Origin of the sequence: Mesobaculum littorinae, assembly GCF_004011175.1 — a bacterium.
GTDB classification, from domain to species: Bacteria; Pseudomonadota; Alphaproteobacteria; order Rhodobacterales; family Rhodobacteraceae; genus Tranquillimonas; species Tranquillimonas littorinae.
In genome coordinates this window covers 366,709-392,403 of the sequence record NZ_RQXX01000002.1, presented here as the reverse complement: position 1 = coordinate 392,403, position 25,695 = coordinate 366,709, and the positions used below count along the sequence as shown (strand labels likewise).

Here is a 25,695-nt window from a genome sequence, read left to right as displayed (position 1 = left end):
TGGAGGGTGCCCCGTGGGGTGCGGGAGGCGCTCGCCGGGTCCCTATGCCCTCAAACCCCCGAAGCCCCCGGGGGATCGGTCTGCAACGGGCCTCACAGGGCCCCGCATCGCCTTCCCCATGGTCGAAGCGGTGGCCGGCAGGCGGGGCTGGTCGGCGCGTGGGCACCACGCAATGCCCCAGAATGCGCCGAAGATTCACCTCATTCTGCGTCTACCCAATGATGATGAGATCACACATCGACGGGAGCCAGAAGGCCATGCGGCAGAGATTCGAAGTCTCCACCGCCTCGATCCGGTATCAGGGCGGAACTGCCTTTTCCTTCGCGCCGCGCGCCGAAGGCCTGACACCGAGCCTCGAAGATGCCGGCTTTGACTTCAGCATCATCGGCATGATCGGGGAAAATGAAATCCAGTATATCAGCCCCGAGCTGATCCTCACGATCGGACGGGACGACGACGACCCGCGCATCCTGATCGTCACCGCCGAAAGCCCGGTGGACGTCGCCAACCCGCGCCAGACGGCGCGCGATCGGTTCACCTTGTGCTCCTTGGCCGTGCGCCACTTCGTGGCAGGCCTCGCCGCGGAGGAGGTCATCTGGCACCACAAGGGGGGCCGCTACCTGACCGCCCCGGGGCGCGAGATCGAGATCCAGCGCAAGCCCGTGCGCCGCGCGCAGGTGACCGGCGATACCGCCGTAGCCAAGGCGGCCCGCCGTGCGGCGGCACATGCCGCGGACGTCGGTGCCGTCGCTACGGACGCGCATACCGACGATGCCGGGGCGCCTTCGGCCCCGATCGCGCTGACGCCCGAACGTCGCCGTCGCGCAATGGCCGAGGCCGACCTGCGCCGCGACGCGACCGCTGCCCGGCGCCGCGCCCGCGACCGGTTGATGGAGGCCAGCCCCGTCGAGCCTGCCAACGACTACGAACCCGATGAGGCCGCGACGATCCGAGCCCTGCGTGCCAGCCAGGCGGACCTGGCCGAGGACCGGCGGCAGGAGCTGAACCTGCCGACGAAGCTGACGATCTACACGATGAACTCGACCCTGTGCATCATGGCCTTTCCCGTCGGCGCCGGCCTTCTGACCTACAACCTTCTGCGCGGCAACGGCGGGTCGGTCCGCGCGACCGCCAGCGCCATCGCGCTGACCGGTGTCGCGCTGACGATCCTGGGCCAGCCGATGGGCGCCGACCTCACGGCAGCGCTGCTCTAGTCGCGCAAGCCACCAGATCCCGGGGGCACTGCACACCGGTCGCGCCATCGGAGGGGCACGCGAACGTCCACGCCATTAAGGCGGCGCGCCGGACGTTGCACATTCATAGCGGCACGCCAGCGCCGCCGCGCACAAAGCGACGTCCGTATCGGATGTCCGGCAAAGCTAACTTTTCGGTCGGGGCGCTGACCCAGATCGCCTTGTCCAAAAAGAAGCCGCCGGTCGTGCGCCTTACAGCGAAAGACGGCTTCGAGCCCGCTTTGCCGGATGCAGCATACGTCATGGTCGACTGTTTTCGGTGGCACCGTGAAAATTGCTTGCACGATCCATTTACCTGACTAAGGTCAGGTAAATGGATCAGGACCAAATCACCCGCTTCCGTAACTTCAGCCGTGCTGTCGCCATCGAGATCGGCGCACTCGAAGACTCGTTTCTCAACCGAGGTCGCTCGCTTGGCTCCGCGCGCGTACTCAACGCGATCGGCCTCGGATATGAGGATGTCTCTGATCTGCGCGCTTTCCTGGACTTGGATACGGGACTTCTCAGTAGATTGTTGAGGGGGCTTGAGGCGGAAGGTCTGATCGAAACGAACCCCAAGCCGGATGATCGGCGCAGTCGTGTCACGACCCTTACCCCGATGGGCGTACGGGAGTTTGAAATCTACGAGGCGCTCTCCGACCAACGGGCCGAACGGGTCTTGGCGCGACATGCGGATGTCCGCCACCTTCTCGATGCGATGGACGTCGTGACTGTCGCCCTGTCCCGGGAAGATATTGTGTTCGAGGAAGTGGATTACTCCTCGGAACTCGCAACCAAATGCCTCAACGCCTTTGCGGCGGAACTTAGTCGAAGGCTCAATCTGATTTTCGACCTCAAGAAGTCCGGCGATCCAGAGCTGTCGCAAATGCAGCATCCCCATGGAACGTTCGTCGTCGCGAGCCTCGGTGCCATGCCGTTGGGGTGCGTCGGCGTCAAAGGGAACGGCGGTCCCCTCGCCGAGGTAAAGCGCATGTGGATCGCACCGGCAGCCCGCCGATTGGGCTTGGGTCGTCGTCTCATGACAAAGGCGGAAGACGCGGCACGAGCGCTCTCGATCACGACGCTACGGCTGGATACGAACAGCACGCTTTTCGAGGCCGTCAGCTTGTATAAACGAATGGGCTGGACCGAGATCGAAAGGTTCAACGACGACCCATACCCCGACATCTTCATGGAAAAGCACCTTTAGCGGTCATTCGAGCACCGCGCGGGGAATGTCCGTTCGGTTCGCATCGAAGATGCGCGCGAGGGGGGCAAGGTCCGGTTTGGGTCGGCGATGCTGGGAGGCTTGGTCAGGATTGCTTGGCACGGTCGACTGACAACACTCAGAAAATCAGTAGCGTCGAGCCGCGTTCGCTCGACATTCGACACCCTGGGTCCGCGCGGTCAGAGTTGGGTGCCCGGACCCGCGCGACGCACCATGTAGGTGTGGATGGTGAAGACCACCGCCCGGCTCTCGGGCAAGCGCAGCAGCCCCTGCCTCTCGGACCGCAGGTAGGGCGCCTCGGCCCCTGGTCGCGCCTCGGCGCGGCTTCGGATTTCGGTGTGTGCAGGTCCGACAGGTACGTGGGCAGGCGGTTCACCCGGTACATCGGCCACCCCGGGGCGATGCCATCGAACAGCCGCTGCACCCGGCGCGCCATGTCGGCGTCATAGGGGGCGACCGGGTGGTGAATCGCGCCCAGCGGGCGGCCGATCTTCTCGGCCAGGGCCCAGTTCGCGGGAAAGCACACCGCCGCGGCCATCAACCTGTGCTCGGTCTCGCCCAAGGGTTTGTCGAGCAGGCAGATATCCTCCTGCACCAGCCGCGCCAGCAGCGGCAGGGTAGGCAAGTCGAGCGGCACCGCCACGCCGTCGGGCCGCACCACCTGCCCCACCCCGACGACATAGCCCGGCGTCGCCTCAAGCTGCGCCAGCACCGTTGCGCGCAGCTCGGCCAGGGCAACGTTGGCCTGACCGGTATCGGCCAGCACCACCTCGGGACGTTCGGCCACCAGCCGGTCGCGCAGTGCCATCTGCGCGGCAAAGCGGTCGTCGACCGAAAGCCAGCTGTCTGGACTGTCAGGCTGCGTGCCCGGCAGGCGCAGGTGGCGCGGATCGAAGGCGTCGTAAGGCAGGGTGTCGTGCAGGATCGTGGTCATCGCGCCCCCTCGGGCCCGAACCGGGCCAGAACCCCGAAATGGTCGGACCCGGCGCGCGCACGCAGCACGGTCCGGCCGGTCCAGCCTTCGGGGACAAGCACATGGTCGATCCGAAGACGCACCGCGGCAAGCCCGAAATCGAAGCTGCGCCGAACCCGGCCGATCCGGTGCGTCCCCGTTGCCCGCGAAATCAGCGCCAGTGTGTGCGACCACGGCACCATGTTGAAATCGCCCGCCACCACCACCGGCCCGTCGAGCCCGCCCAGCAGCGGGCGCATCCGCGCGACCTGGGCGGCCTGGTTTTCAGGCCAGGGCCAGTGCAGGTGCAATGCCACGACCCAAAGCGGCCCCTCGGGGCTGCGAACCTGCACCGCGACGGTTCCATGCGCGCGCAGCCCACCGTCGCAGCGCAGGGTGCCGGGGATCGCCGGCCAGCGCGACAGCACCGCGACTCCGCCCACCCCGGGGCAGGTGGCCCGGGTGGGATAGGCGTCGGACAGAAGGTCCAGCACCCTGGCATTGCCGCGAGACAGCTCCTCCAGCGTCACGAGATCGGGCGCGGCGGACAGGATGTCGCGCGCCACGGCGCCGGGCGTCGCATTCCGGTAAAGCAGGTTCTTCTGGTAAAGGGCATAGGCGCCGGCCGGCGGCTCGGGCATGGCCATGGACCAGATCGGGCCGGCGGCGGCGGCAAGGCCCAGCGCCGCACCGCAAAGCCCCGACCGCCGCGCCCCGGCCAACGCGCCGAGGCAAGACAGCGCCAGCAGCAGCAGCGCCAGTTCCGGCCGGAAGACCGCGAGGCTGTCGCCCGCGGGATGCAGCGCGCCCCCATAGCCCGCCAGCAGGACCAGCCCGAGGCCGGCCATAGCCAAGATCAGTCCGCCCCGCAGGATCCTCATAGCCGCGCCCTTCCCCTCATCTTCGCCAAAGGCGGGCGCCGCCCATAATGTGCGATGCCGCACGCGCCCATCGTAACGGCCTTGCCCCCGGCCCGTCCGCTGCGACGCGCGGCAGGCCGGCCGCCCTGCCCCAAGCTGGGGCAAATTGCCGACCGCGCCACGCTATCGCACCACGCGCCCTGTCAAGGGCGCTGCGGGGGCGGGAACCGAAACCCCGGCGCGTCTTTTCGGGCGCCTGACACCTCGCGGCACCGCCTCACGCGGCCCGGCCCAATCCGGGGTCCCGAACGGAAAACGGGGCGCGGAAGGTCTCGCCCTCCGCGCCCCGTCGCTCTGCCCGCCGGTCGGGCACGTCCTGGCCCCGGGTCAGCGGCGGGCCGAGCCCACCATCTTCCACAGCGCGGGCACAAGCAGCGCGGCCAGCGCCAGCTTCAGCAGGTCGCCGACGATGAAGGGCGTCAGGCCCCAGGCGAGGATCGGCTGATCCCACCCGTAAAGCTGACCCAGCCACAGAAGGCCCGGCGCGTAGATGACGATGTTGCCGACCAGCAGCGCGACGATCATGTGCGCCGTCGTCCGGTCCCAGCCGCGGCGGGCGAAGGCGCCCAGCGTCAGCACCGCCAGCACGTAGCCCAGAAGGTAGCCGCCGGTCGATCCCATCATGTATTCGACGCCGTTCAGGTCGGCGGTCGAGCTTTGGAAGATGTCGAAGCCGACCATCCCCAGCATCATGTAGCCCATGATCGTGGCCAGACCCAGGCGCGGCCCGTAGGCGGCGCCGACGGTCAGCACCGCGAAGGTGGCCATGCCGATCGCCACGGGCGAGCCCGGCACCGGCACCTTGATCTTCGCCGCGACCGTCAGGATCACGATCCCCGCAAGGAACAGAGCCACCTGCTTTACCCGTTTCGCGCTGCCGGCGCCGGGGCCGATCGCCTCTGCCAGAACGCTGTTCGTCGCCGCTGCCATGTCCATGTCCCCTTTATGCGTGACAAGTTCGGTGTTGCCTCGCGTTTTGCCCCAGCCCCCGCCATCCTGCAAGGTAAAGCCGCGCCGGGGGCATGCGAAGCGCGCGATCTTTTCCGGCCGCGGCGCGCCGTCAGCGGCGGTGGTCCGTCGTCATCGTGTAGGCCTTGCGCGGCCCCTCGACCCGCCAGACCGCCCGCCAGGTCGCCGCGGAGAAGGCATAGCTGCCGGCATAGGCGTCCGCGCCGCAGGGGTGCTGCGCCCGGCCCCGACCCACTGCATCCAGCGTCAGGTCGTGAAAGAAACGGCCGTCGTCGAAAAGGACCCGCGCCGAAGCGCCCGGGGGAAAGCGCCAGAGATAGCGGCGTTCGGCCCGCAGGCCCGCCATGGGCCCTGCGGTCCAGCACCCGGTTTCCCGCTGCTCCAGCCCCGCCGCGTCGGGGGCAAAGACGACCTCGCCCTCGAAGGTCATGCGTTGGCCGGTCCGGTGATCCTCGACCATGCGGGACAGGTGCCAGAGGCCCGAAAGGAAATCCGGCAGATCGACGGTCCGGGGCGGCACCGGGGTCGCCGCCCACTCGGCTTGCCCGGTCTCGGTCGTGGTGGCGGAGGCGGTCGCAGTCGCGGGCGGGCTTCCGGCGGAAGGGTTGCGCGGGGTGCCGGCGCCCGCCGCCAGCCGCCCCGCGCCAGACGCCGCCCCGCCGGACTTTGGCCCGCCGGCTGCATCGCGGACCCGGTCGTGCCGGAAGGGTCGTGTGGCGTGGGTCATGATGCGTCGTCCTACCGGGACCGGCGGTTGCCGCCCCTGCCCCCGCAGTCTAAGACCGCAGCGCAGGTTTCCGCAACGCGAAGGCACGTCGATGATCCCCCGTTATTCCCGCCCCGACATGGTCGCGATCTGGTCGCCCGAGTCGAAGTTCCGCATCTGGTTCGAGATCGAGGCGCATGCCTGCGACGCGATGGCCGACCTGGGCGTGATCCCGAAGGAAAACGCGCAGGCCGTCTGGACCGCCAAGGACGCGCAGTTCGACGTCGCCCGCATCGACGAGATCGAGGCCGTGACCAAGCACGACGTGATCGCCTTTCTCACCCACCTGTCCGAGATCGTGGGCGCCGACAACGCGCGCTTCGTGCACCAGGGTATGACGTCTTCGGATGTGCTCGACACCTGCTTCAACATCCAGCTGACCCGCGCCGCCGACATCCTGCTGGCGGACATGGACGCATTGCTGGAGGCGCTGAAGCGGCGGGCCTTCGAACACAAGATGACCGTCCGCATCGGCCGCAGCCACGGCATCCATGCCGAACCCACGACGATGGGGCTGACCTTCGCGCGGTTCTACGCCGAGATGGCGCGCAACAGGACCCGCCTGCAGGCCGCCCGGGCCGAGATCGCGACCGGCGCGCTGTCGGGCGCCGTGGGCACTTTTGCCAATATCGACCCCGCGATCGAGGAACACGTCTGCGCGCAGCTGGGCCTGAGCCCCGAGCCGATCAGCACGCAGGTGATCCCGCGCGACCGCCACGCCGCCTTCTTCGCCACGCTGGGCGTCATCGCCAGTTCGATCGAGAACGTGGCGATCGAGGTGCGGCACATGCAGCGGACCGAGGTGCTGGAGGCCGAGGAGTTCTTTTCCAAGGGCCAGAAGGGCAGCAGCGCGATGCCGCACAAGCGCAACCCGGTCCTGACCGAGAACCTGACGGGCCTTGCCCGGCTGGTGCGCATGGCGGTGGTGCCGGCGATGGAGAACGTCGCGCTCTGGCACGAACGCGACATCTCGCATTCCTCGGTCGAGCGGAACATCGGCCCCGACACGACGGTCACGCTGGACTTCGCGTTGTCGCGGCTGACGCAGGTGGTCGACAAGCTGGTGGTCTATCCCGACCAGATGCAGGCCAACCTCGACAAGCTGGGCGGGCTCGTCCATTCGCAGCGCGTCCTTCTGGCGCTGACGCAGAAGGGTGTCAGCCGCGAAGACGCCTATGCGCTGGTGCAGCGCAACGCGATGAAGGTCTGGGAACAGGGCGCCGACTTCATGACCGAGCTCAAGGCCGATGCCGACGTCACCGCGGTGATGAGCGTCTCCGAGATCGAGGAGAAGTTCGACCTGGGCTACCACACCAAGAACGTCGACACGATCTTCGCCCGGGTCTTCGGCACCGCCTGACGCCCTGTTGTCGACGCCGGATCCCCCGGGCGGCAGGTGTGCCGACCACGCCCGGGGGATCCGCCGTCTGCGCCGCGCGACCGGTCGGCGCGCGTCGTCGCCCATCGTCGCGCGCCGCAGCGGAAACGGCGCCGCTGTCAGCGCCTCTTTAACCCTGTCCTGTCATGGTCGCCCTGCACGGAAGGGAGACCCCGAAACATGACCAACGACCTGGCGCCCATCCCCGGCCAGAGCCTCCCCGCCACCGACGCGCCGATGCCGCCGCGCGGCGATCTGAGCCGCCGGCAGAAGGCCGCGATCGTGGTGCGCCTGCTGCTGGCCGAAGGCGTCAAGGTGCCGCTGAACGAGCTGCCCGAATCGCTGCAGAGCGAACTGGCCACGCAGATGAGCCAGATGCGCTACGTCGACCGCGGCACCCTGCGCGAGGTGATCGAGGAATTTGCCGAAGAGCTGGACGATATCGGGCTGGCCTTCCCCGCCGGGATCGAAGGCACGCTGCAGATCCTGGAAGGCGTGATCTCGCCCGACATCGCGGCGCGGCTGCGCAAGCAGTCCGGCCTGATCTGGACGCATGACCCATGGGACACGATCTCGGCCATCGACAGCGGGCGCCTGCTGCCCTTCCTGCAGAACGAAAGCCCCGAGGTCGCGGCGGTGATCCTGTCCAAGCTCAAGGCGGGCAAGGCAGCCGAGCTGCTGTCGCGGTTGCCCGGTGAACGCGCGCGGCGCATCACCTACGCCGTCTCGGAGACAGAAACTGTCGCACCGGTCACGGTGCGCCGCATCGGGTTGTCACTGGCCGCGACGTTGCAGGCCGAGCCGCCGAAGGAATTCGTGACCGCCGCAGTCGACCGTGTCGGCGCGATCCTCAACATGTCCGAGCTCGAAACCCGCGAAGACGTGCTGGCCGGGCTGGACGAAGAGGACAAGGGCTTCGCCGACGAGGTGCGCCGGTCGATCTTCACCTTCCCCGACATCCCCAAGCGGATCGAGCCGCTGGACGTGCCCACGATCCTGCGCGGCGTCGATCAGGCGGCGCTGGTCACCATCGTCGCGGCCAAGGATCCGCGCATGCAGGAGGCCGTCGACTTCCTGCTCGACAACATGTCCAAGCGTCTGGCCGGCGCGATCCGCGACGACGCGACCGAAGTCGACGCCGTGAAATCGAAGCAGGCCGACATTGCCCGGCGCGAGGTTCTGGATGCGATCCGCACCCTCATGGACGCCAAGGAGATCGTGCTGATCGGCGACGAGGACTGATCGCCCCGCCCCCTGGCGTACGCGTCGGTGCGCGTGGGTGCGCCGGGCGCGCGGCCGGCCGGCCGCGGCACGGCACGGCGGCAGGCCCGGATTGCACCCCCTCGCGGTCTTTGCGATTGTGGGCGGGCGCCCCACCCGGGGGCGCGGCAATTCCTGCAGGAGGGGGACCTTATGGACCGGCCGAACCCGATCATCGTGCTTTGGAGCCATCCGCGGTCGATGTCGACGGCGACCGAACGCCTGATGCGCGAGCGCGGTGATCTGGACTGCCTGCACGAACCCTTCATGTACGACTACTACGTCCACCGGCAGGTCCGGCGTTTTCCGCATTTCGAGCCGCAGCCGGATCATCCGCGCAGCTACGACGACATCCGCGCAATGCTGCTGGACCGGGCAGCGGCCGGGCCGGTGTTCCTGAAGGACATGGCCTACTACGTGGTCCCGCGGATCCTCGAGGACCCCGAGCTTCTGCAGCGGATGCGGCATGCCTTTCTGATCCGCGATCCCGCCGCGGCGCTGGCCTCCTACTACAGGATCGACCCCGACCTCACCTGCGAGGAGGTCGGGCTCGAGGCGCAGTGGCGGCTGTTCCGGGGGTTGCGGGACAGGGGCCTCGACGCGCCGGTGGTCCGGGCCGAGGATGTGCGCGGCGCGCCCGAACGGGTGATCGGCGCGCTCTGGCAGCGGCTGGGCCTGCAGTATGTCGCCAGCGCCTTCGACTGGTCCGAGGCGCCGCCCGAGGACTGGGCGCAGGTGGGCGACTGGCACGGGCAGGCCGAAAGCTCGACCGGGATCAAGCCGGTGTCGGAGGCCGAGCGTGCAAAGAAGGCCCGCCAGTTCGAGGAGGCCGCGCAGACGTCGCCGCGGCTGCGTGATCTTCTGGCGCATCACCAGCCGTTTCATGACCGTCTGGCCGCCCACGCCCTGACAGGCTGACGCCGCGCCCGTCGGCCGGGTCCTGCACCACCGCCGGGCCCGACACCGGGGCAGACACCGGGGCCGACAGCATCGTAGGCGACCGCTGGCCCGGAGCAGCGACCGCACCCGCTCCACCAGTGGGCGCCGCCTCATCACCCCGTTTGCACGCACTCACCCGGACGCGACATTGCCTGACCACCGCTGCGGCCGCCCTGCTGGCGACGGTTCAAGCCCGACCCCTCTCGCCTAGGCCGGTCTACGCCGGGCCAGTCCTGCCCGGGCCCATCCTGTCTTTAGTCGTCTTGCCTGCTGCGGGGCGCGCCCGCCGCTGGCCGGTCTCCGAAGGCCGCAGCCATGGGCCCGGCTGCGATCCGCCCGACAGCGGGGTGGTCTCAGGCGGTTTCCCGCCAGACGACATCCGCCGGCTCTTCGCGGAAGGCGAAGCGCTTGATGTGGTCCCAAAGGACATGCTCGCCGCGGGCCAGACCCTCGGCATCCGCGGCCTCGACCTGCATGTCGAGCCCTGCATCGTCGGCCTTCAGCGTCGCGGGCCCCACGGGCAGGGCGCAGTGCGCCTCGGTCTCGGTGTAGTCGACCTCGATCTTGTGGGCGAAGTGCTTGCAAACCTGCTGCAGGTAGCGCCGGGCGTTCGGCGTCTCGAAGCGGGCAGTGGCCGTAGGCATTGTCGCAATCCTTTCTCCGACTATTCTTCTCGGAGATAAGGACTGGACGCGGCAGCCGCAATGGCCTAGCCCCCGTCCCGACAGGCGCTTGCGCCGCTTTCAGACCTGTATCCGTTCACGGAGAGCCCGATCATGACCCATCGCATCCGTTCTGGCCGCCTTTCCCTTGCCGTGCTGCCGCTGGCCCTGCTGTCTGCCCTGCCCGTCGCCGCGCAGGACACCGAGACCGAGGCGCCCGCACTGGCCGACACGGCCCCCGTGGCCGCCCCCGACGTCACCTTCGACACCGCCCGGGGCGAGGTGTCGATGCCGCCCGCGCCCGAAACGATCGCCGTCTTCGACATCGCCGCCGCCGACACGCTGGACGCGCTCGGGGTCGAGATCGCGGGCACCATCGACCGCGTCTTCGTCGACTACCTCGCCGAGATGGCCGAAGATGCGGAGGTCGTCGGCACGATCTTCGAACCCGACATGGAAGCCCTAAACGCCATGCAGCCCGACCTTGTGGTGATTGGCGGCCGCTCGGCCGAACAGCTTGACGCGGTGTCCGGCATTGCCCCCACGATCGACATGACGATCCCGGGCGAGGACATGGTCGACGTCGCGATGGACCGCATCGAGGCCTATGGCACGCTGTTCGAACGCCAGGCCGAGGCCGCCGCCCTGATCGGCGAATTCGAAACCCGGCTGGCCGGGGTGCGCGAAACCGCCGCGGACGAAGGCACCGCGCTGATCGTCCTGACCAACGGGCCCAAGATCTCGGCCTATGGCCCCGGGTCGCGCTTTGGCTGGATCCACGACGCGCTGGACCTGGCCCCGGCGGTCGAGGACGTCGACACAGCCACGCATGGCGAGGCCATCAGCTTTGAGTTCATCCGCGACGCCAATCCCGACTGGCTGATCGTGATCGACCGGGCGGCGGCCATCGGCCAAGAAGGCGCGCGCGCCGAGGAGACGCTGAACAACGAGCTGGTCGCCGGGACCACCGCCTGGGAACAGGGCCAGGTCGTCTACCTGAACGCCGCCGACGCCTATATCGCCGGGGGCGGCATCCGCTCGATGACCCGAACGCTGGACACGCTCGCGCAAGGCTTCGCCGACGCCGAGCAGTGAGGCCGACAGGATCAGCCCTTGCCGCGACCGCCGCCGTGCTTTTCGGCCTGGCGGTCGCGTCGCTTTTCACCGGGGTCATCACGCTCGACCCCGGCACGGCCTGGCACGACCCCGAGGCGCTGCGCCTGCTGGCGGTCAGCCGTTTTCCCCGCACCGCCGCCGTGATCCTGACCGGCGCGTCGATGGCCGTGGCGGGGATGATCATGCAGATGCTGGCCCGCAACCGGTTCATCGAACCCACGACCGCCGGCACGGGTCAGAGCGCCGCACTCGGCATCCTCGTCGCCACGATGCTGTGGCCCACCGCACCGCTCTGGGCGCAGATGAGCCTGGCGAGCCTCGCCGCCATCGCCGGCAGCGCCGGGTTTCTCGCGCTGATCCGCCACCTGCCGCCGTCGCAGCCGCTGCTGGTGCCGCTTGTGGGGCTGATCTATGGCGGCATCATCGGCGCCGCGGTCACCTTTCTCGGGTATCAGCTGGACCTGCTGCAATATGTCGAGGTCTGGATGAACGGCGAATTCTCGGGCGTTCTGCGCGGGCGCTACGAGCTTTTGTGGATCACCGGGGCGCTGACGCTGGTGGCGTATGTCGTGGCCGACCAGTTCACCATCGTGGGGCTGGGGCGCGAGGCCAGCGTGAACCTGGGCCTGAACTACGATTCGGTCGTCATCGCGGGGCTGCTGATCGTGTCGGTGGTGACCGCGCTGACCGTGACGACGGTGGGGATGATCCCCTTCGTGGGCCTCGTGGTGCCCAACGTGGTCAGCCGCCTGATGGGCGACAACCTGCGCGCCACCCTGCCCTGCGTCGCGCTGTCGGGCGCCGTGCTGGTGCTGGCCTGCGACCTGCTGGGACGGATCCTGCGCTATCCCTATGAAATCCCCGTGGGCACGATCTTCGGCATCCTGGGCGGCGCGGTTTTCCTGTGGCTTCTCTACGCGGGCCCCGCCCGTACGGCCCCTCCCGATGGCCGCTAGGCGCCTGATCCCTCTGGCGCTGGCGCTGGGCGTCGCAAGCGTGCTGTTCCTGACCCTCGGCGCCCGCGGGTCGTGGAGCTTCGTGCTGGGCTACCGGGGCCAGAAGCTGGCCGCGCTGCTGATCGTCGGCGCGGCGATCGCGGTGTCGACGGTGATCTTCCAGACGATCAGCGGCAACCGCATCCTGACGCCGTCGATCATGGGGTTCGACGCGCTTTTCGTGCTGCTGCAGACCGGCCTGGTCTTCAGCCTGGGCGGCTTCGGGCTGGCCGCCCTGTCGGCCGAGGCGCGCTTTGGCCTCGAACTTCTGCTGCTGCTGGCGGCGGCGCTTTTGCTGTTCGGGACGCTGCTGGGCGGACGACGGCAGGACATCCACCGGATGATCCTGACCGGCATCATTTTTGGCGTGATGTTCCGCTCGGTCGCGTCCTTCCTGCAGCGGATGATCGACCCCAACGAATTCGCGGTGGTGCAAAGCGCCTCCTTCGCGCGGTTCACCACCATCCCGACCGAGCTTCTGGCGATCTCGGGCGTGCTTTGCGTCGCGGCGCTGGCGGCGGCCTGGGCGATGCGGCACCGGCTGGACGTGCTGGCGCTGGGGCGCGACGCGGCGGTCAGCCTGGGGCTGCCGCACCGTGCCACGGTGCTGGCCGCGCTGACGTTGACGGCGGTGCTGGTGTCGGTGTCGACGGCGCTGGTGGGGCCGGTGACCTTCTTCGGCCTGCTGGTCGCGGCACTGGCGCACCGGATCACCGGCGATCACCGCCATGCCGTGCTGATGCCCGCCGCGGCGCTATTGGCCGGTCTCGTGCTGGTGGCCGGACAGACGCTGGTCGAGCGGGTGCTCGACCTTTCCACCACCCTGTCGGTGGTGGTCGAATTCGCGGGCGGGATCGTCTTCCTGCTGCTGATCCTGAGGGAGCCCAAGAGATGATCGAGATCGAAGGCGTCAGCCACAGCCTGTCGGGCGTGCCAATCCTGCGCGACATCGACCTGACGATCCCGAAGGGCGGGGTCACCGCGTTGATCGGCCCGAACGGCGCCGGCAAATCGACGCTTCTGTCGCTGATGGCGCGGCTCGAACGGGTGCAGACGGGACGCATCCGGTTCGACGGTCTGGACGTGACGCAGACGCCCACGGGCCAGCTGGCGCGGGTGCTGGCGATCCTGCGGCAGGAGACACGCATCGCCACGCGGCTGACCCTGCGCGACCTGGTCTCCTTCGGCCGCTACCCGCATCACAAGGGGCGCCCCGGCGCGGCCGACCGGGCCGCGGTCGACGAGGCGATCGCGACCTTCGGGCTGGAACCGCTGGCGGGGCGGCAGATCGACACGCTGTCGGGCGGCCAGCGCCAGCGTGCCTTCGTGGCGATGACCTTTGCCCAGGGCACCGATTACCTGCTGCTGGACGAGCCGCTGAACAACCTCGACATGAGCCATGCGCGGGCGCTGATGCTGCGGCTGGGCGAGGTCGCGCGGACGCATGGCCGTACCGTCGTGATCGTGGTGCACGAGATCAACTATGCCGCCGCCCATGCCGACCGGATCGTGGCGATGAAGGACGGCCGCGTGGTGCGCAACGGCCCGCCCGGGGACACGCTGACCGGTGCGGCGCTGACCGACCTCTTCGATACGCCCATCGACGTGACCGAGATCCACGGCCGCCCGGTGTCGCTGCACTACGCCTGAGCCGCGCGCGCCGGGCCTTTCAGCCTGATTATGGATGGCCCTTCCCGGGGCGGCGTGGCGGCGCCACGGGCGGGCCGCTGTTGGCAGGCGGATGGGAGGGGCCGCTGGTGGCAGGCCGATGGCCTTGCGCGGGGGCGACAGCAAGGGGCGTCGCGACGCGCGCCTGCCTTCCGGACCGACACGCGTCACCCTTCCCCCCGGCCCCGCACTGTCCTAGCCTGCGCCCATGCCTGACCCCAGCCCGGAGACCTGCCTCATGCCCGCCCCACGCACCGCCGCCCAGTGCCTTGTAGAGCAGCTCGAGGTGCAGGGCGTCACCCGGGTCTTCGGGGTGCCCGGGGAAAGCTACCTGGCCGTGCTCGACGCGCTGCACGGCGGAAAGATCGACTTCGTCCCCTGCCGGCAGGAGGGGGGCGCGGCGATGATGGCCGATGCCGATGCGCGGATGACCGGCGGGCCCGGCGTCTGCTTCGTCACCCGCGGGCCCGGGGCCACCAACGCCTCGGCCGGGGTGCACGTGGCGGCGCAGGATTCCGTACCGCTGATCCTTTTTGTCGGCCAGATCGCGCGCCGCATGCGCCACCGCGAGGCGTTTCAGGAACTCGACTACCGCGCCGTCTTCGGCTCGTTCGCGAAATGGGTGGTCGAGATCGACGACCCCGCCCGCATGCCCGAGCTTGTCGCCCGCGCTTTCCGCACCGCGCTGCAGGGCCGCCCGGGCCCCGTCGTCGTGGCCCTGCCCGAGGACATGCTGACCGAGCCTGTCGAAAGCCCCCTCGCCCCCCGCGTCACAGCCGCCGAAAGCGCCCCGGCCGAGGCTGACCTTGCCCGGCTGGGCGAGATGCTGGAGGCGGCAGAGCGGCCGGTGATGATCCTCGGCGGCAGCCGTTGGACCCCAGCCGACCGCGAAGCGCTCACCGCCTTTGCCGAGGCGCAGGGCCTGCCCGCCATTACCACCTTTCGCCGCACCGATCTCTTCGCGGGCACGCACCCGCTTTACGGCGGCGATCTGAACCTCGGGCCCGACCCGGCCCTGACCTCTGCGCTGGCCGAGGCGGACCTGCTTTTGATGATCGGCAGCCGGATGTCGGAAAGCCCCTCGGGCGGCTACACCCGGCTGGGCATCCCCACCGATCCGCGGAGGCTGATCCACATTCACCCCGACCCGGAGGAGATCGGCCGCGTCTACCAGCCCGACCTCGGTATCGTGGCCAGCCCCGGCGGCCTGCTGCCCGCGCTGTCGACCCTGCCGCCCACGGACCGCGACCGCGCGGGCTGGGCCCGCCGCCTGAACGACGCCGCGCGCGCGTGGGGCGAGACGGCCCTGCCCGCCCCGGGCCCCTTCCACCCCGGCGAGATGGTGGCCTGGCTGCGCGAAGCCCTGCCCGACGATGCCGTCATCACCCACGGGGCGGGCAACTTCGCCACCTGGGTGCACCGCCATTTCCGCTTCCGTCCCGGCCAGAGGCATATCGCACCGACCAGCGGATCGATGGGCTACGGGCTTCCCGCCGCCGTGGCGGTCAGCGCCCGCGCGCCCGAACGGACCGTGGTCTGCGTCACCGGGGACGGCGATTTCCTGATGACGGGGCAGGAGCTTGCGACCGCCATGCACCTGGGCGCCAGGCCGATCATCGTGCTTCTCGACAACAGTATCTACGGCACGATCCGCGCCCACCAGGAGCGGGAGTATCCCGGCCGACCCTCGGGCACGGACCTGACCAACCCAGACTTTGCCGCCTATGCCGCGGCCTTCGGCGCCCATGCGGAACGGGTCGACCGGACCGAGGATTTTCCGGCCGCATTCGAACGCGCCCGCGCCAGCGGCCGCGCGGCGCTGCTGCACTGCCCCATCGACCCCGAGGCGATTCGCCCCGGCAAGACCCTGTCGGACATCCGCGCGGGCCGGTAGCGCCCGCCTGCCCCACCCCGCCTGCTCCAGCCCGCGTGCCCCACCCCGCCTGATTCACGTGACCAGAGGCCGGCCGCACGCGCGGGCGCACGACCTCGCGACCCCGGCACAGCGGGCGGGCCGGCTGACCCCGGGGCCACCCGCGGGCCGGACAGGGCGCGGGAAGCGCGCGGCGGCGACCAGGGGCGCCTGCCCGTCAGGCTGCCCTGGCCGTCGCGGCGCAATGGCCCGGCCCCGTGACGGCAGATACCTTGAGAGACGTGCGGAGACCGCCCGCGGGCGCTGCGGTCAGGCGGCGCTGTCGCGGTGGGCGACAGCGTCCTGCGGGGCCAGCGGAATGTCGAAGTAGAAGGTCGAGCCCATGCCGATCTTGCTTTCGAAATGCACCCGGCCGTTGTGGTTCTCGGCGATTGCGCGCGAGATGCTCATGCCCAGCCCGGTGCCGCCGACCTTGCGCGTGTCGGAACTGTCGGCCTGCGTGAACCTTTCGAACACCCGGCGCTTGAAATCGTCCGGGATGCCCGAGCCGTAGTCGCGGACCGAGACACGGGCGGCCTCGCCCACCTTGGTGACGCCGACGATGACCTCCTGCCCCGGCTCGGAAAACTTCACCGCGTTCGACAGAAGGTTCGCCACCAGCTGCACCAGGCGGAACCCGTCGCCATCGACCCAGATCGGGCCCGCGGGCCGTTCGAACACCACCGAGACGCGGCGGTGGGCTTCGAAATCGCGGTTGGCCTCGACCGCCTCGTCGACGACGGTGACAAGGTCGAGGATCTCGAACCTGTAGGACAGCTCGCCCGATTCCGCCTTTTCGAAATCGAGGATGTCGTTGATCATCGAGGCGAGGCGTTCGCTGTTGCCATGCGCGATCTCGACCATGCGCCGCATCTTGTCCGACAGCTCGCCCAGCATGCCGCCCTTGATCAGGCCCAGCGTGCCCTTGATCGAGGTGACGGGCGTGCGCAGTTCGTGGCTGACCGTGGCGAGGAACTGGGATTTCGCGCGGTAGGCCGCCTGCGACTTTTCCAGAAGCTCGGCATTCTCCATCGAGATGCGCTTGTGAAACCGGCTTTCGACGAAGAACTGCACCGCCAGGATTAGCGAGGCGACCCCCATCGCAAGGCTGAGATAGACCGATATCTGCGAGTAGAACGCCAGGTCCGACCGCGCCGCCAGGGCCACCGCCGCCTGTTCGTCCTTGGCCGCGAGCGTGTAGTCGTGAAGCGGATCGCCATAGGGCAGGAACACGGCCAGCAGGCGCTCGGCCTCGACGACGTCGCCGGGCGAGAGGTCGATCACCGAGGCCTCCTGCCGGCGCAACTCATCCCCGAGCGCGTCCAGCACCGCGGCCTCGTCGGTTTCGGCGGCGGCGGGTCGGCCCGACTGCCCCTCGACGGCCACGGCATGGCGGCTCCAAAGGATGTCGAAGCGGAACACGACGTTGTCTGGCGTGACCTCGGGCGCGCCTTGGGCGAACCGTGCCAGCGCCTGGGTAAAGCGCAGAAGCTCGAACTCCATCTGGTTCGCGATCCAGGTGGGTCCGGCGCGCTTAGTCTCGGCCAGTTCGTCGATCTCGTCCTGAAGACGGAACAGGCCAAGCGCCACCAGGCAGAGCGTCACCAGGATGGTGAGGATCGCGAACCAGCGGAAAAGCCTGATCTGGACCAGCATCGTCTAGGGCAGGATCTGAATTTCGGACAATTGCCAGATCAACCGATCGTTGAAGCTGGGCTCCTGCAGCTCGGCGTGGTCCGACATCGGGTAGATCACCCAGAACGGCCCCTTGTCGCGAACCGACATTTCCTCACCGTCCATCAGCACGGCGATGATGACGTCGTAGTCCAGCACCTCGTGCGCCGGGATGATCGTGCGGTAGTCGTTCAGCGCCGTCACCTGAAGCTGGTCGTCCGGCTTAAGCCCCGCGTCCTGCAACAGCGTCGACAGTCGCGGACCGGTAAAGGTCGCGGTGCCGTCGATGTAATCATTGTCGGTCGTGACGTCGTGCGCTTCGATTTCAAGCAGGTCCTGCCGCTCGTAGGCACGGGCCTCGCCATCGGCGGTGGTGACCGTCAGCTGCGGCCCGGCCAGGGCCAAGGCCGGGGCAGCAAGGGTCAGAATGAAAACGCATGCCTGGATGACCTGTTTCATGTCCTGCTCCCCTGATCGCGTTCGGGCGTTGCGCAACTGACTCACACCTGTGTCACCGGAATTATTTGCGCCGTTCTGGTCGCTAAGTCCACTGTAGGTTCCGGCGATAAGGCGTTACCGTTGCTGCATTGCACACGACGACCGGCCTGCTGCCCCATTGCGGCCGCTTGACGAACGACGCGGCCTGTCGTCTGCCGCGGATGATACGAGGAGACCGGGGCCCACCGTGTTCAGATACTTCGAAAACCTCGTCGATCCCTTCCGCGGGACCGACGCCGGGGCGCCGCCCTCTACGCTGACGGCCTACCTGCGCAGCCAGGTCCGCCCCTACCGGCGGCTTTTGCCCTGGATGGGCCTGACCGGCTTCCTCAAGGCGGCGGTCGAGGTCGGGCTGATCTTCTACGCCGGGCGGTTGGTCGACCTGATGACGGCCTCGGGGCCTGAGATGTTCTGGGCGCAGCACCGGGTGGAACTGATGGTCGTCACGCTGCTGGTGCTGTTCGTGCGCCCGGCGATCATCGGCCTGAACCACCTGTTTCTCGACCAGACGCTGGGGTCGAACATCCAGGAGCAGGTGCGATGGCAATCGCACCGCCACCTGCTGGGACAGGCGCCGGGCTTCTTCCAGAGCGATTTCTCGGGCCGCCTGACCAACCGCGTGATGCAGATGGGCAAGGCGGTCGAGGAAAGCTTCTATTCGGGGTTCGAAGCGATCTGGTTCAGCCTTGTCTACGTCGCCTCGGCGATTTTCCTGCTGTCGGACATCGACTGGCGGCTGGGCCTGCCTTTGGCGGTCTGGGTCGTGGTTTACATACTCTATGTGCGCCGCATGGTGGTGCGCATCGCCGATGCCTCCGAGGGCTGGTCGGACGCGCGGTCGAACGTGACGGGCCGCGTGGTCGACGCCTACTCCAACATCGAGACGGTGAAGCTGTTCGCCAACGGCTCGCGCGAAGCGGCCTATGCGCTGTCGGCGATGCGGCGGCTGCGGCTGCGGGCGCAGCGGTTCCGGCGGCTGATGACCGAGCTGGGGCTGGGCATGAACACGCTCAACGGGATCATGATCGTCGCGGTGCTGGGCCCCGCGGTGTGGCTTTGGACCGCGGGCGTCGTGTCGCTGGGACAGGTCGCCGCCGTCTCGGCGCTGACGATCCGGCTGAACGGGATGACCGGCTGGATCATGTTCGTCGCCACCCGCCTTTTCGAAAACGCGGGCATCATCCGCGAAGGCCTGCGCTCGGTCTCGCAGCCGCACACGGTGACCGACACCGCCGCCGCCCGCCCCATCGAGGTGCGGCAGGGCGAGATCCGGATCGAGGACCTGCGCCACCGTTACGGGCGCGACGAAGGCGGGCTGGCGGGGGTCGACCTGACGATCCCCGCGGGCCAGCGCGTGGGCCTGGTCGGCCGGTCTGGCGCGGGCAAGTCGACGCTGGTCAACCTGCTCTTGCGGTTCCGCGACCCCGAGGGCGGGCGCATCCTGATCGACGGCCAGCCGGTGGGCGCCGTGACCCAGGACAGCCTGCGCGAAAAGATCGGCGTGGTGACGCAGGATCCGTCGCTGATGAACCGCTCGATCCGCGCAAACCTGATGTACGGAAACGACCACGCGACCGAAGAGACGATGATCGCCGCCGCGCGCCGGGCGCAGGCGCATGATTTCATCCTGCAGCTGAAGGACGCGAAGGGCCGGCGCGGCTATGACGCCCATGTCGGCGAACGCGGCGTCACCCTGTCGGGCGGCCAGCGTCAGCGCATCGCCATCGCCCGGGTGATCCTGAAGGACGCGCCGATCCTCATCCTGGACGAAGCGACCAGCGCGCTCGACAGCGAGGTCGAGGCCGCGGTGATGGACGTGCTGGACGAGGCGATGCGCGACCGGACGGTCATCGCCATCGCCCACCGCCTGTCGACGATCGCGCACATGGACCGGATCGTGGTGCTGGACCAGGGCCGCGTGGCCGAGGACGGCACCCATGACGCGCTGCTGCGCCACGGCGGGCTTTATGCCGGGTTCTGGACCCGGCAGTCGGGCGGTTTCCTGCAAACCGATGACCCGGGCGAACCGACCGGCTGAGCCGCCGCGCGGCGGCGGTGCCCCGGACAGCCCTCCGGCGGCACGCCGCACAGGCGGGCGTTTCGGTGGCGTACACGCCGGGCCTTCCCCTGCGCGGGTCGGGCCACGGGTCGGGCCAAGACCGGCCCGACCCGCGTCGGTCAGGAGCGGATCATCCGCCGGGCGGTCTCGGGTTCGTGGTCGTGCCAGTCCCCGCGCCCGTCGATCCCGAAGGCAGGCTGCTGGGCGTCGCGGCGGGGCGCCGCGGCAAGATCGGGCACCTTGAGGTCCGTTCCACGCGCCGCCTCGGCCTCGGCCAGGTGGAACCGCCGCGCGGGGCCGTTGCCCTCTTCGTCGACGGGCGCAGTCTCGAACGCGGCCCACTCGTCGTCCAACGCTTCCCGCTCGACCGCGAGGATCGAGCCCAGGTCGCTGAACCGCTCCTCGTGCCCGCGCAGGTGCTGCAGCAGGCGGTGCGAATGCATGATCGTGGGCCGCACATCCAGCGGCTCCCACGCGTCCAGCATCGTGACACGGCGCAGGTTGAATTCGGGCGGCAGGACATAGAACCGCAGGTCCGACGACCAAACCAGATCGCGGAACGTCGGCTGGTCGCGCTTGAGCCCCGAAGCGGTATAGCGCGACTGCCATTCGCCCAGGAACGCCATCATTTCCGGCGAGGTTCGGTAAAGCAGCACGCCGCAGTTCATCTGTGGAAACGCGTAGGGTGTGGCGTGCTGGAACCCCTGCCGGATCAGCTCGGAGGTGCGGCGGACGTCATGCGCCACCGCCAGCTGGAACCGGTCGAGCAGATCGAAGAGGTCCCCGAAGGGGGAAAGGATCAGCGTGTCGCAATCGAGGTAGAGCGTCCGGTCGAACCGCGAATGCGGCAGCGATGCCAGCTTGGCCGTCGGGCCGGCGGGAATCGGGTGCACCCGGTCGAACAGATCGGTCCCGGGCGTCATATCGGTGAAGATATCCGCCTCGAGCTGCGGATTGGCGGCCTTCAGGGAACGGACCGATTGCTCGGCCAGATCGAGATAGTCCTTCCCTGCGGCGACGTAGATCACGCCGTCGGTCATGTCATGTCCTTCAAATACGCTGTGCCCCCAGCGCACAAGAACACCGGCAACCGATAATCAGGGGGCGTTTGTCCTCCACGGCATCCATGACTCCTTCACCATGACGCCGGTATGAAGAATACGTCGAACTCACGTCGGGGTAACCTACCGCGGCCCGTTTTCAATGCTGAGAGGTATAAAGAGCGCCACCTGTTGCGCGCCCGCCTCCCCTTTCGCGTCAGGCCACCTGACGCCCGGGGCAGGCCGCCTGACGCCGGATGCCCTGACAGTACCGTCGAGATAGACGAAGATTGTCAGGTCTATGCCACAGTTATGCCCGCTTGTCCGGCAAATTTGCCAAAAGGCCACCGCCCGGCCGAGGGTGGCGGTTTCGTCAGAGAATTGCTCAGATTGGGTCCGGACAGATGAAGATCCTTGCCGTCGACGACGATCCCATGATGCTCGAACTGCTGGAAGCGACGCTGTCCAGCTCGGGCTACACGGATGTCTCACTGGCTTCGTCGGCACACGAAGCGCTGGAGATGATCGATCAGGCGCTCGCCCCCTACCGGTGCATCCTGCTCGACATCCAGATGCCGGGGATGGACGGGATCGAGTTGTGCAAGAGGATCCGCGCGCAGGAACTCTACAAGCAGACGCCGATCCTGATGATCACCGCGATGACCGAACGCAGCTTCGTCGAACGCGCCTTCATTGCCGGCGCAAACGACTACGTCTCGAAACCCTTCGACCCGTTCGAACTGGTCACCCGCCTGCGCCTGGCCGAGCAGACGATCCAGCAGAACCGGGTGGTGGCAGAGAAGATCTTCGCGCTGCAGAACCTCAAGAAGGAATACGAAAACCGCAACCGCTTCGCGCCCGATCAGGCGATCTCGATCCAGGATATCGACGGCGTCGTGGACGAGGTCGAGCTCGAGAACTTCGTTCTGCAGATGTCGCGGAGCGAGCAGTACAATTCTGTCGCCGTGGGCTTTCGCATCGAGGAATTCGATGGCATCCATGCCCGTGCGAAACCCTCTGAACTATTCCTGACCTTGACCGACGTGGCCGAATGCATCGCCGATCAGTTCAAGCAATCCAATTTCATCATGTCCTATGTCGGCTCGGGCATTTACGTCGTGCTGACGCACCGCGCCTCGCCGGCGCTGACCGACGATCTGCAGCGTCAGATCCAGTTCGCGATCAACGATCTGGGGTTGGAATACGACGACGGATCGCAGTGCCGCGTGACGCTTGCCATGGGCGCGGTCAAATCGAAAAGCCTGTTTTTTGGCGGCTCTCCCACCGCGACCATTCACGATGCCATCGAATCGGCACGCACCGCGATTTCTCCGCTGCGCCTGTCCCACCAGGGCAACCTGCACAGTATCGCAAGCGCCTGAGTTCTTTTCCGTTCACGGGCCAAGACTGGAAATGCCTTTATGCACCAAGATATTGTCCTTGAACGTCTGCGCGCCCGGTTTATCGACCGGATCGCAAAGCTGAAGCCCGACCTTGGCGATAGTTTCGAAGCCGCCCGCCACGGCAGGGACGTTACGGCGAACCTGACCACGATCATGTCCGAATCGCACCGGATCGCGGGGCTGGCCGGGTCATTCGCGTTTGAGGATCTGGGTGCCAGCGCGAGCGATGCGGAAACGGCCATTCGCCACGTCCTTCGTGGCAATCGCGACCGCGAAGCGCTGTCGCAGATGATGAAAAGCGTGCGGGCCATGCTGGACCGGATGGCCGAGTGCCTGCGCGAAAACGAGGTCCGAAGACTCATCGCCTCCTAAGGCTACCGCGCCGAGAGGCACGGAGACAGCGCACCCAGCGGGACAGAAACCGGCGGCGCGGGGTGTTCAGGATCTGCGATCCCAGACCGCCCGCACCTGATCCGAGAGGGTCATGGGATCGAAGGGTTTGCCGATCACGTCGACGCCCCCGGCTTCGAGCAACTCGCCCCGCGACTGGTCATTTCCGCGGGCCGTGACGAAGACGATCGGGATATCGGCAGTCTCGGGGTTGGCCTTCAGCGCCCGGGCCGTTTCCGGCCCGTCCATTCCCGGCATCATCACGTCCAGCAGGATGAGATCCGGCTTCGCCTCGACCACCTTGTCCAGCGCCTCGCGCCCCGAGGCGCATTGCACAAGGTCGAAGCCACCGACCATTTGCAGGGCGACACTGACAACCTCGCGGATATCGTCATCGTCGTCGACGTGAAGAATGCGGCTAAGTTCGCATGTCATTTGTCCCAAGCCTTCTTCCCGTTACAGCGTCCGAACGGCACCACCACGCAAAGGCCCTGCAAGCTGGTGGCAACAGGTTCGTCCCGCCCCTGTCCCGTTCATACGCTCTTATAGCATCTCGGGAAACTTATTTTGTGGGCTTACCAAGGGTCGCGGCGCGCTCAATTTCCCACGGAATACAGGCGAAGGCGCCATATCCCGGCGGGCCGGGCGGGCCGTAGTCCGGGCGGGCCGCAGTCCGGCCCGCACGACGCCTGCCGCGGCAAGGCCCGCCGGGATCAGCTGCCGCCCACGAACTCGACCGACCAGCTGCGCCGTGCGCCGCGGGGCGGTGCCGGGAAGGGCGCCGCGCGGCGCAGGTGTTCCAGCGCGGCGCGATCCAGCTGGGCGTTGCCCGAGGACCGGGCGATGCCCAGGCCCGCCAGCCCGCCCGACGGCGCGATGGTGAAAGACACGACGGCCGACCCCCGGGCATTCACCCGCGGTTTGCGGGTGCGCGAGATCTTTCGCATCACCTGGCCGCCGTAATTCGCCGCGGCGGCGTTGCCGGACTGCGCCTGCCGCCCGCCCGAGCCCGACGGCCCCGCGGAGGCCGTGCTGCTGCCATTGGTGTCGCCACGCCGCGCATTGGCCTGCGCGTTGCCCTGTGGCGCGGCCTGCCGACGCTGCGGCTCGGGCGTGCGCTCGGCCTGCCGCTGGGGGGCGGGATCGGGCGCCTGTCGCTGCCGTTGCCGCTCAAGGAACTCCTCGGGCACCTCGGGGCGCGCGTTGGGGCGCCGCGAATATTGCGGCGCCTGCTCGTTGTCGTCCGCTGGTTCGACCGGGGTCGCGGCCTCGGGCGGCGTGACCGGCGCCGTGGTGGCGACCTCGGGTCTCGTCGCGGCCTGGGCCGGGGCGGGATCCTCGATCGGCTCCGCCTCGGCCTGTCCGGAAGCTTCGACCGAAGGCGCCTCCTGCGGGTCGGAAGGCGCGGCGACCGTCGGGGCCTCGGGCGGGGTTTCGGCGTTGGGCGCCGCGGCAAGCGGCACGTCTCCGTCGGGTGCCGCCGCAAGGGGGGCGGCGTCGGCCTGCGGCGCCGCGGCTCGCCGCGCGGCCTCGGCCTGCGGGCTTTCGGCCCGAACCGCCCTGGGCTGCGGCGTCTCAGCCTGAGGTGTCTCGGGCTGCGACGTCTCTGCGACCTCGGGCGGCGGCGGGGTCACGGCGGCAGGCTCGGGCACGGCGGCGGTTTCCACCGGCTCGACCGGTTGCGCCGCATTGGTCCCGTCGATCATGTCGGCAAAGCTCGATCCGACGGCCGAGGGCGCGGCCGCGCCGCCACCCTTCATCTCGATCGGTGGCGAACCGGGCTCCAGCGCGAGGGCCAGCGCATGCAGCGCCCCCGAGGTCACCAATGCGGCGGACACCGCAATCACGCGGCGTGGGGTCATCGACATGTCGTTACTCCAGTCCCCGGCGGGTGACGATCCAGACCTCCTCGGCCCCCGCACGCCTGAGCGCGGCGCTGAGCGCGACGAGATCCGTGGCGGGCAGGTCCCGGTCCGGCACCACCCGCACGGCGGCTCCGTCCTCGCCCCGCTCGGCCTCGGGCAGAAGATCCAGCGCGGTTTCCGGCGTCACCGGCTCGCCACGGAACAGCAGCGTGCCGTCTGCAAGCGCCACCAGCGCGTCGGGGGGCGCGCGACCGGCGATCTCTTCGGCATCGGCCAGCTCGACCCGCCCGTCGAGCGGGGGGGCGAGACTGCCCGCGATCAGGAAGAAGATCAGCATCAGGAACACGATGTTGATCAGCGCGATGGTGGGTTCGCCCTTGCTGCGGGGGCGGGGTTTGGGAATCGCCATGAGTTACTCCAGCACCCGCACGGCCAGTTTCGGCGTCTCGATCCCGGCCAGCGCGACCATCAGGTCGACCAGTCTCTGCGCGCTGGTCCCCTGCCCCGGCTGCACCAGCAGCGCGGCACCGGGCTCGGCCAGGTCGGCCAGCCGGGCGGGCAGGTCCGTCATCGCGACCTCGGCCCCGTTGAGGCGCAACGCCTCGGGGCCGAGACGCAGGAACACCGGCGGCGCGCCGGTGGCGGGGGCGGCCGAGGCCGCACCGCCGGTCAGCTGCAGCTCGGAAAACCGGGTGAAGGTCGAGGACAGCATGAAGAACAGCAGCAAAAGGAAGATGACGTCGATCAGCGACGTCATCGACAGGGCCTT

Annotated in this window: 25 protein-coding genes; 13 read left to right on the top strand and 12 right to left on the bottom strand. The window is 68.5% G+C overall.

The window, feature by feature from the left end; genetic code table 11:
• The first annotated feature begins 257 nt into the window (after window positions 1–257).
• Both EKE94_RS06615 and EKE94_RS06610 read left to right on the top strand, forming a co-directional pair.
• Window positions 258–1,214, top strand: a complete 957-nt coding sequence (locus tag EKE94_RS06615) for a hypothetical protein (RefSeq protein ID WP_127905812.1) — start codon at window positions 258–260, stop codon at window positions 1,212–1,214.
• A 352-nt stretch (window positions 1,215–1,566) separates the two neighbouring features.
• A complete protein-coding gene (locus tag EKE94_RS06610) occupies window positions 1,567–2,442 on the top strand; it encodes a bifunctional helix-turn-helix transcriptional regulator/GNAT family N-acetyltransferase (RefSeq protein WP_127905811.1) in 876 nt (291 codons plus the stop codon).
• Between the two features lie 136 nt (window positions 2,443–2,578).
• Here the strand turns inward: EKE94_RS06610 and EKE94_RS19270 are convergent, their stop codons facing one another.
• The 4 genes from EKE94_RS19270 to EKE94_RS06590 all read right to left on the bottom strand — a co-directional run bounded on the left by EKE94_RS19270 (window position 2,579) and on the right by EKE94_RS06590 (window position 6,028).
• Window positions 2,579–3,394, bottom strand: coding sequence for a heme-dependent oxidative N-demethylase subunit alpha family protein (locus EKE94_RS19270; RefSeq protein ID WP_456237823.1), 816 nt, complete (start codon window positions 3,392–3,394; stop codon window positions 2,579–2,581).
• Complete coding sequence (locus tag EKE94_RS06600) at window positions 3,391–4,293, bottom strand: endonuclease/exonuclease/phosphatase family protein (protein ID WP_127905810.1); 903 nt, start codon at window positions 4,291–4,293, stop codon at window positions 3,391–3,393. The genes EKE94_RS19270 and EKE94_RS06600 overlap by 4 nt, the downstream gene beginning before the upstream one ends.
• A 366-nt stretch (window positions 4,294–4,659) precedes the next feature.
• Window positions 4,660–5,262, bottom strand: a complete 603-nt coding sequence (locus EKE94_RS06595; protein ID WP_407940873.1) for a biotin transporter BioY — start codon at window positions 5,260–5,262, stop codon at window positions 4,660–4,662.
• Between the two features lie 130 nt (window positions 5,263–5,392).
• Complete coding sequence (locus EKE94_RS06590; RefSeq protein WP_127905808.1) at window positions 5,393–6,028, bottom strand: DUF6314 family protein; 636 nt, start codon at window positions 6,026–6,028, stop codon at window positions 5,393–5,395.
• Window positions 6,029–6,119: 91 nt separating this feature from the next.
• On the opposite strand from EKE94_RS06590, the gene purB reads away from it, so the two are divergent.
• The 3 genes from purB to EKE94_RS06575 all read left to right on the top strand — a co-directional run bounded on the left by purB (window position 6,120) and on the right by EKE94_RS06575 (window position 9,623).
• Window positions 6,120–7,427, top strand: coding sequence for an adenylosuccinate lyase (gene purB, locus EKE94_RS06585; RefSeq protein WP_127905807.1), 1,308 nt, complete (start codon window positions 6,120–6,122; stop codon window positions 7,425–7,427).
• Between the two features lie 198 nt (window positions 7,428–7,625).
• Complete coding sequence (locus EKE94_RS06580) at window positions 7,626–8,687, top strand: flagellar motor switch protein FliG (RefSeq protein WP_127905806.1); 1,062 nt, start codon at window positions 7,626–7,628, stop codon at window positions 8,685–8,687.
• Between the two features lie 171 nt (window positions 8,688–8,858).
• On the top strand, window positions 8,859–9,623 hold the full coding sequence (locus EKE94_RS06575; protein WP_127905805.1) for a sulfotransferase-like domain-containing protein: 765 nt from the start codon (window positions 8,859–8,861) through the stop codon (window positions 9,621–9,623).
• A gap of 374 nt (window positions 9,624–9,997) precedes the next feature.
• Here EKE94_RS06575 and EKE94_RS06570 read toward each other — a convergent pair whose 3' ends face one another.
• Window positions 9,998–10,288 (bottom strand): DUF2218 domain-containing protein, encoded by a 291-nt coding sequence (locus EKE94_RS06570; RefSeq protein ID WP_127905804.1) that lies wholly within the window; start codon window positions 10,286–10,288, stop codon window positions 9,998–10,000.
• 132 nt (window positions 10,289–10,420) lie between these two features.
• Here EKE94_RS06570 and EKE94_RS06565 point away from each other — a divergent pair, with 132 nt between their 5' ends.
• The 5 genes from EKE94_RS06565 to EKE94_RS06545 all read left to right on the top strand — a co-directional run bounded on the left by EKE94_RS06565 (window position 10,421) and on the right by EKE94_RS06545 (window position 15,979).
• Entirely contained in the window at window positions 10,421–11,401 is a 981-nt protein-coding gene (locus EKE94_RS06565; protein WP_127905803.1) for a siderophore ABC transporter substrate-binding protein, read from the top strand.
• Between the two features lie 35 nt (window positions 11,402–11,436).
• The gene (locus EKE94_RS06560; protein ID WP_127906307.1) at window positions 11,437–12,378 is read left to right on the top strand and encodes an ABC transporter permease; all 942 of its coding nucleotides are present in this window, start codon (window positions 11,437–11,439) and stop codon (window positions 12,376–12,378) included.
• Window positions 12,368–13,312, top strand: coding sequence for an iron chelate uptake ABC transporter family permease subunit (locus EKE94_RS06555; protein ID WP_127905802.1), 945 nt, complete (start codon window positions 12,368–12,370; stop codon window positions 13,310–13,312). The genes EKE94_RS06560 and EKE94_RS06555 overlap by 11 nt, the downstream gene beginning before the upstream one ends.
• Window positions 13,309–14,067: an iron ABC transporter ATP-binding protein gene (locus tag EKE94_RS06550; protein WP_127905801.1), complete on the top strand. Its 759-nt coding sequence runs from the start codon at window positions 13,309–13,311 to the stop codon at window positions 14,065–14,067. Before EKE94_RS06555 ends, EKE94_RS06550 begins: the two co-directional genes overlap by 4 nt.
• Window positions 14,068–14,323: 256 nt before the next feature.
• Window positions 14,324–15,979, top strand: a complete 1,656-nt coding sequence (locus EKE94_RS06545) for a thiamine pyrophosphate-binding protein (RefSeq protein ID WP_127905800.1) — start codon at window positions 14,324–14,326, stop codon at window positions 15,977–15,979.
• Window positions 15,980–16,267: 288 nt separating this feature from the next.
• Here EKE94_RS06545 and EKE94_RS06540 read toward each other — a convergent pair whose 3' ends face one another.
• Entirely contained in the window at window positions 16,268–17,653 is a 1,386-nt protein-coding gene (locus tag EKE94_RS06540) for a sensor histidine kinase (RefSeq protein WP_127905799.1), read from the bottom strand.
• A gap of 3 nt (window positions 17,654–17,656) precedes the next feature.
• Window positions 17,657–18,130, bottom strand: a complete 474-nt coding sequence (locus EKE94_RS06535) for a molybdopterin-dependent oxidoreductase (RefSeq protein WP_127905798.1) — start codon at window positions 18,128–18,130, stop codon at window positions 17,657–17,659.
• A gap of 226 nt (window positions 18,131–18,356) precedes the next feature.
• Between EKE94_RS06535 and EKE94_RS06530 the strand changes: the two genes are divergently transcribed.
• Entirely contained in the window at window positions 18,357–20,207 is a 1,851-nt protein-coding gene (locus EKE94_RS06530; RefSeq protein WP_127905797.1) for an ABC transporter ATP-binding protein, read from the top strand.
• Window positions 20,208–20,347: 140 nt separating this feature from the next.
• Here EKE94_RS06530 and EKE94_RS06525 read toward each other — a convergent pair whose 3' ends face one another.
• Window positions 20,348–21,268, bottom strand: a complete 921-nt coding sequence (locus EKE94_RS06525) for a glycosyltransferase family protein (protein ID WP_206615027.1) — start codon at window positions 21,266–21,268, stop codon at window positions 20,348–20,350.
• Window positions 21,269–21,672: 404 nt separating this feature from the next.
• On the opposite strand from EKE94_RS06525, the gene EKE94_RS06520 reads away from it, so the two are divergent.
• Together EKE94_RS06520 and EKE94_RS06515 are read left to right on the top strand one after the other, a co-directional pair.
• The gene (locus EKE94_RS06520) at window positions 21,673–22,650 is read left to right on the top strand and encodes a response regulator (protein WP_127905796.1); all 978 of its coding nucleotides are present in this window, start codon (window positions 21,673–21,675) and stop codon (window positions 22,648–22,650) included.
• A gap of 39 nt (window positions 22,651–22,689) precedes the next feature.
• Window positions 22,690–23,043, top strand: a complete 354-nt coding sequence (locus EKE94_RS06515; protein ID WP_127905795.1) for an Hpt domain-containing protein — start codon at window positions 22,690–22,692, stop codon at window positions 23,041–23,043.
• Between the two features lie 66 nt (window positions 23,044–23,109).
• Here the strand turns inward: EKE94_RS06515 and EKE94_RS06510 are convergent, their stop codons facing one another.
• The 4 genes from EKE94_RS06510 to EKE94_RS06495 form a co-directional block, all read right to left on the bottom strand.
• Window positions 23,110–23,496: a response regulator gene (locus EKE94_RS06510; protein ID WP_127905794.1), complete on the bottom strand. Its 387-nt coding sequence runs from the start codon at window positions 23,494–23,496 to the stop codon at window positions 23,110–23,112.
• A 278-nt stretch (window positions 23,497–23,774) separates the two neighbouring features.
• The gene (locus EKE94_RS06505) at window positions 23,775–24,929 is read right to left on the bottom strand and encodes a TonB family protein (RefSeq protein ID WP_127905793.1); all 1,155 of its coding nucleotides are present in this window, start codon (window positions 24,927–24,929) and stop codon (window positions 23,775–23,777) included.
• A 4-nt stretch (window positions 24,930–24,933) separates the two neighbouring features.
• On the bottom strand, window positions 24,934–25,335 hold the full coding sequence (locus EKE94_RS06500) for an ExbD/TolR family protein (protein WP_127905792.1): 402 nt from the start codon (window positions 25,333–25,335) through the stop codon (window positions 24,934–24,936).
• Between the two features lie 3 nt (window positions 25,336–25,338).
• On the bottom strand, window positions 25,339–25,683 hold the full coding sequence (locus tag EKE94_RS06495) for a biopolymer transporter ExbD (protein ID WP_127905791.1): 345 nt from the start codon (window positions 25,681–25,683) through the stop codon (window positions 25,339–25,341).
• Window positions 25,684–25,695: the final 12 nt, after the last annotated feature.

What these genes read in the sequence shown, in the direction of transcription:
- purB (WP_127905807.1), top strand. Translation starts at nt 6,120, where the DNA reads ATGATCCCCCGTTATTCCCGCCCCGACATGGTCGCGATCTGGTCGCCC.
- EKE94_RS06500 (WP_127905792.1), bottom strand. Translation starts at nt 25,335, where the DNA reads ATGGCGATTCCCAAACCCCGCCCCCGCAGCAAGGGCGAACCCACCATC.
- EKE94_RS06540 (WP_127905799.1), bottom strand. Translation starts at nt 17,653, where the DNA reads ATGCTGGTCCAGATCAGGCTTTTCCGCTGGTTCGCGATCCTCACCATC.
- EKE94_RS06520 (WP_127905796.1), top strand. Translation starts at nt 21,673, where the DNA reads ATGAAGATCCTTGCCGTCGACGACGATCCCATGATGCTCGAACTGCTG.
- EKE94_RS06575 (WP_127905805.1), top strand. Translation starts at nt 8,859, where the DNA reads ATGGACCGGCCGAACCCGATCATCGTGCTTTGGAGCCATCCGCGGTCG.
- EKE94_RS06555 (WP_127905802.1), top strand. Translation starts at nt 12,368, where the DNA reads ATGGCCGCTAGGCGCCTGATCCCTCTGGCGCTGGCGCTGGGCGTCGCA.
- EKE94_RS06545 (WP_127905800.1), top strand. Translation starts at nt 14,324, where the DNA reads ATGCCCGCCCCACGCACCGCCGCCCAGTGCCTTGTAGAGCAGCTCGAG.
- EKE94_RS06510 (WP_127905794.1), bottom strand. Translation starts at nt 23,496, where the DNA reads ATGACATGCGAACTTAGCCGCATTCTTCACGTCGACGACGATGACGAT.
- EKE94_RS06570 (WP_127905804.1), bottom strand. Translation starts at nt 10,288, where the DNA reads ATGCCTACGGCCACTGCCCGCTTCGAGACGCCGAACGCCCGGCGCTAC.
- EKE94_RS06525 (WP_206615027.1), bottom strand. Translation starts at nt 21,268, where the DNA reads ATGACCGACGGCGTGATCTACGTCGCCGCAGGGAAGGACTATCTCGAT.
- EKE94_RS06580 (WP_127905806.1), top strand. Translation starts at nt 7,626, where the DNA reads ATGACCAACGACCTGGCGCCCATCCCCGGCCAGAGCCTCCCCGCCACC.
- EKE94_RS06565 (WP_127905803.1), top strand. Translation starts at nt 10,421, where the DNA reads ATGACCCATCGCATCCGTTCTGGCCGCCTTTCCCTTGCCGTGCTGCCG.
- EKE94_RS19270 (WP_456237823.1), bottom strand. Translation starts at nt 3,394, where the DNA reads ATGACCACGATCCTGCACGACACCCTGCCTTACGACGCCTTCGATCCG.
- EKE94_RS06535 (WP_127905798.1), bottom strand. Translation starts at nt 18,130, where the DNA reads ATGAAACAGGTCATCCAGGCATGCGTTTTCATTCTGACCCTTGCTGCC.
- EKE94_RS06615 (WP_127905812.1), top strand. Translation starts at nt 258, where the DNA reads ATGCGGCAGAGATTCGAAGTCTCCACCGCCTCGATCCGGTATCAGGGC.
- EKE94_RS06550 (WP_127905801.1), top strand. Translation starts at nt 13,309, where the DNA reads ATGATCGAGATCGAAGGCGTCAGCCACAGCCTGTCGGGCGTGCCAATC.
- EKE94_RS06595 (WP_407940873.1), bottom strand. Translation starts at nt 5,262, where the DNA reads ATGGCAGCGGCGACGAACAGCGTTCTGGCAGAGGCGATCGGCCCCGGC.
- EKE94_RS06505 (WP_127905793.1), bottom strand. Translation starts at nt 24,929, where the DNA reads ATGTCGATGACCCCACGCCGCGTGATTGCGGTGTCCGCCGCATTGGTG.
- EKE94_RS06600 (WP_127905810.1), bottom strand. Translation starts at nt 4,293, where the DNA reads ATGAGGATCCTGCGGGGCGGACTGATCTTGGCTATGGCCGGCCTCGGG.
- EKE94_RS06610 (WP_127905811.1), top strand. Translation starts at nt 1,567, where the DNA reads ATGGATCAGGACCAAATCACCCGCTTCCGTAACTTCAGCCGTGCTGTC.
- EKE94_RS06495 (WP_127905791.1), bottom strand. Translation starts at nt 25,683, where the DNA reads ATGACGTCGCTGATCGACGTCATCTTCCTTTTGCTGCTGTTCTTCATG.
- EKE94_RS06515 (WP_127905795.1), top strand. Translation starts at nt 22,690, where the DNA reads ATGCACCAAGATATTGTCCTTGAACGTCTGCGCGCCCGGTTTATCGAC.
- EKE94_RS06590 (WP_127905808.1), bottom strand. Translation starts at nt 6,028, where the DNA reads ATGACCCACGCCACACGACCCTTCCGGCACGACCGGGTCCGCGATGCA.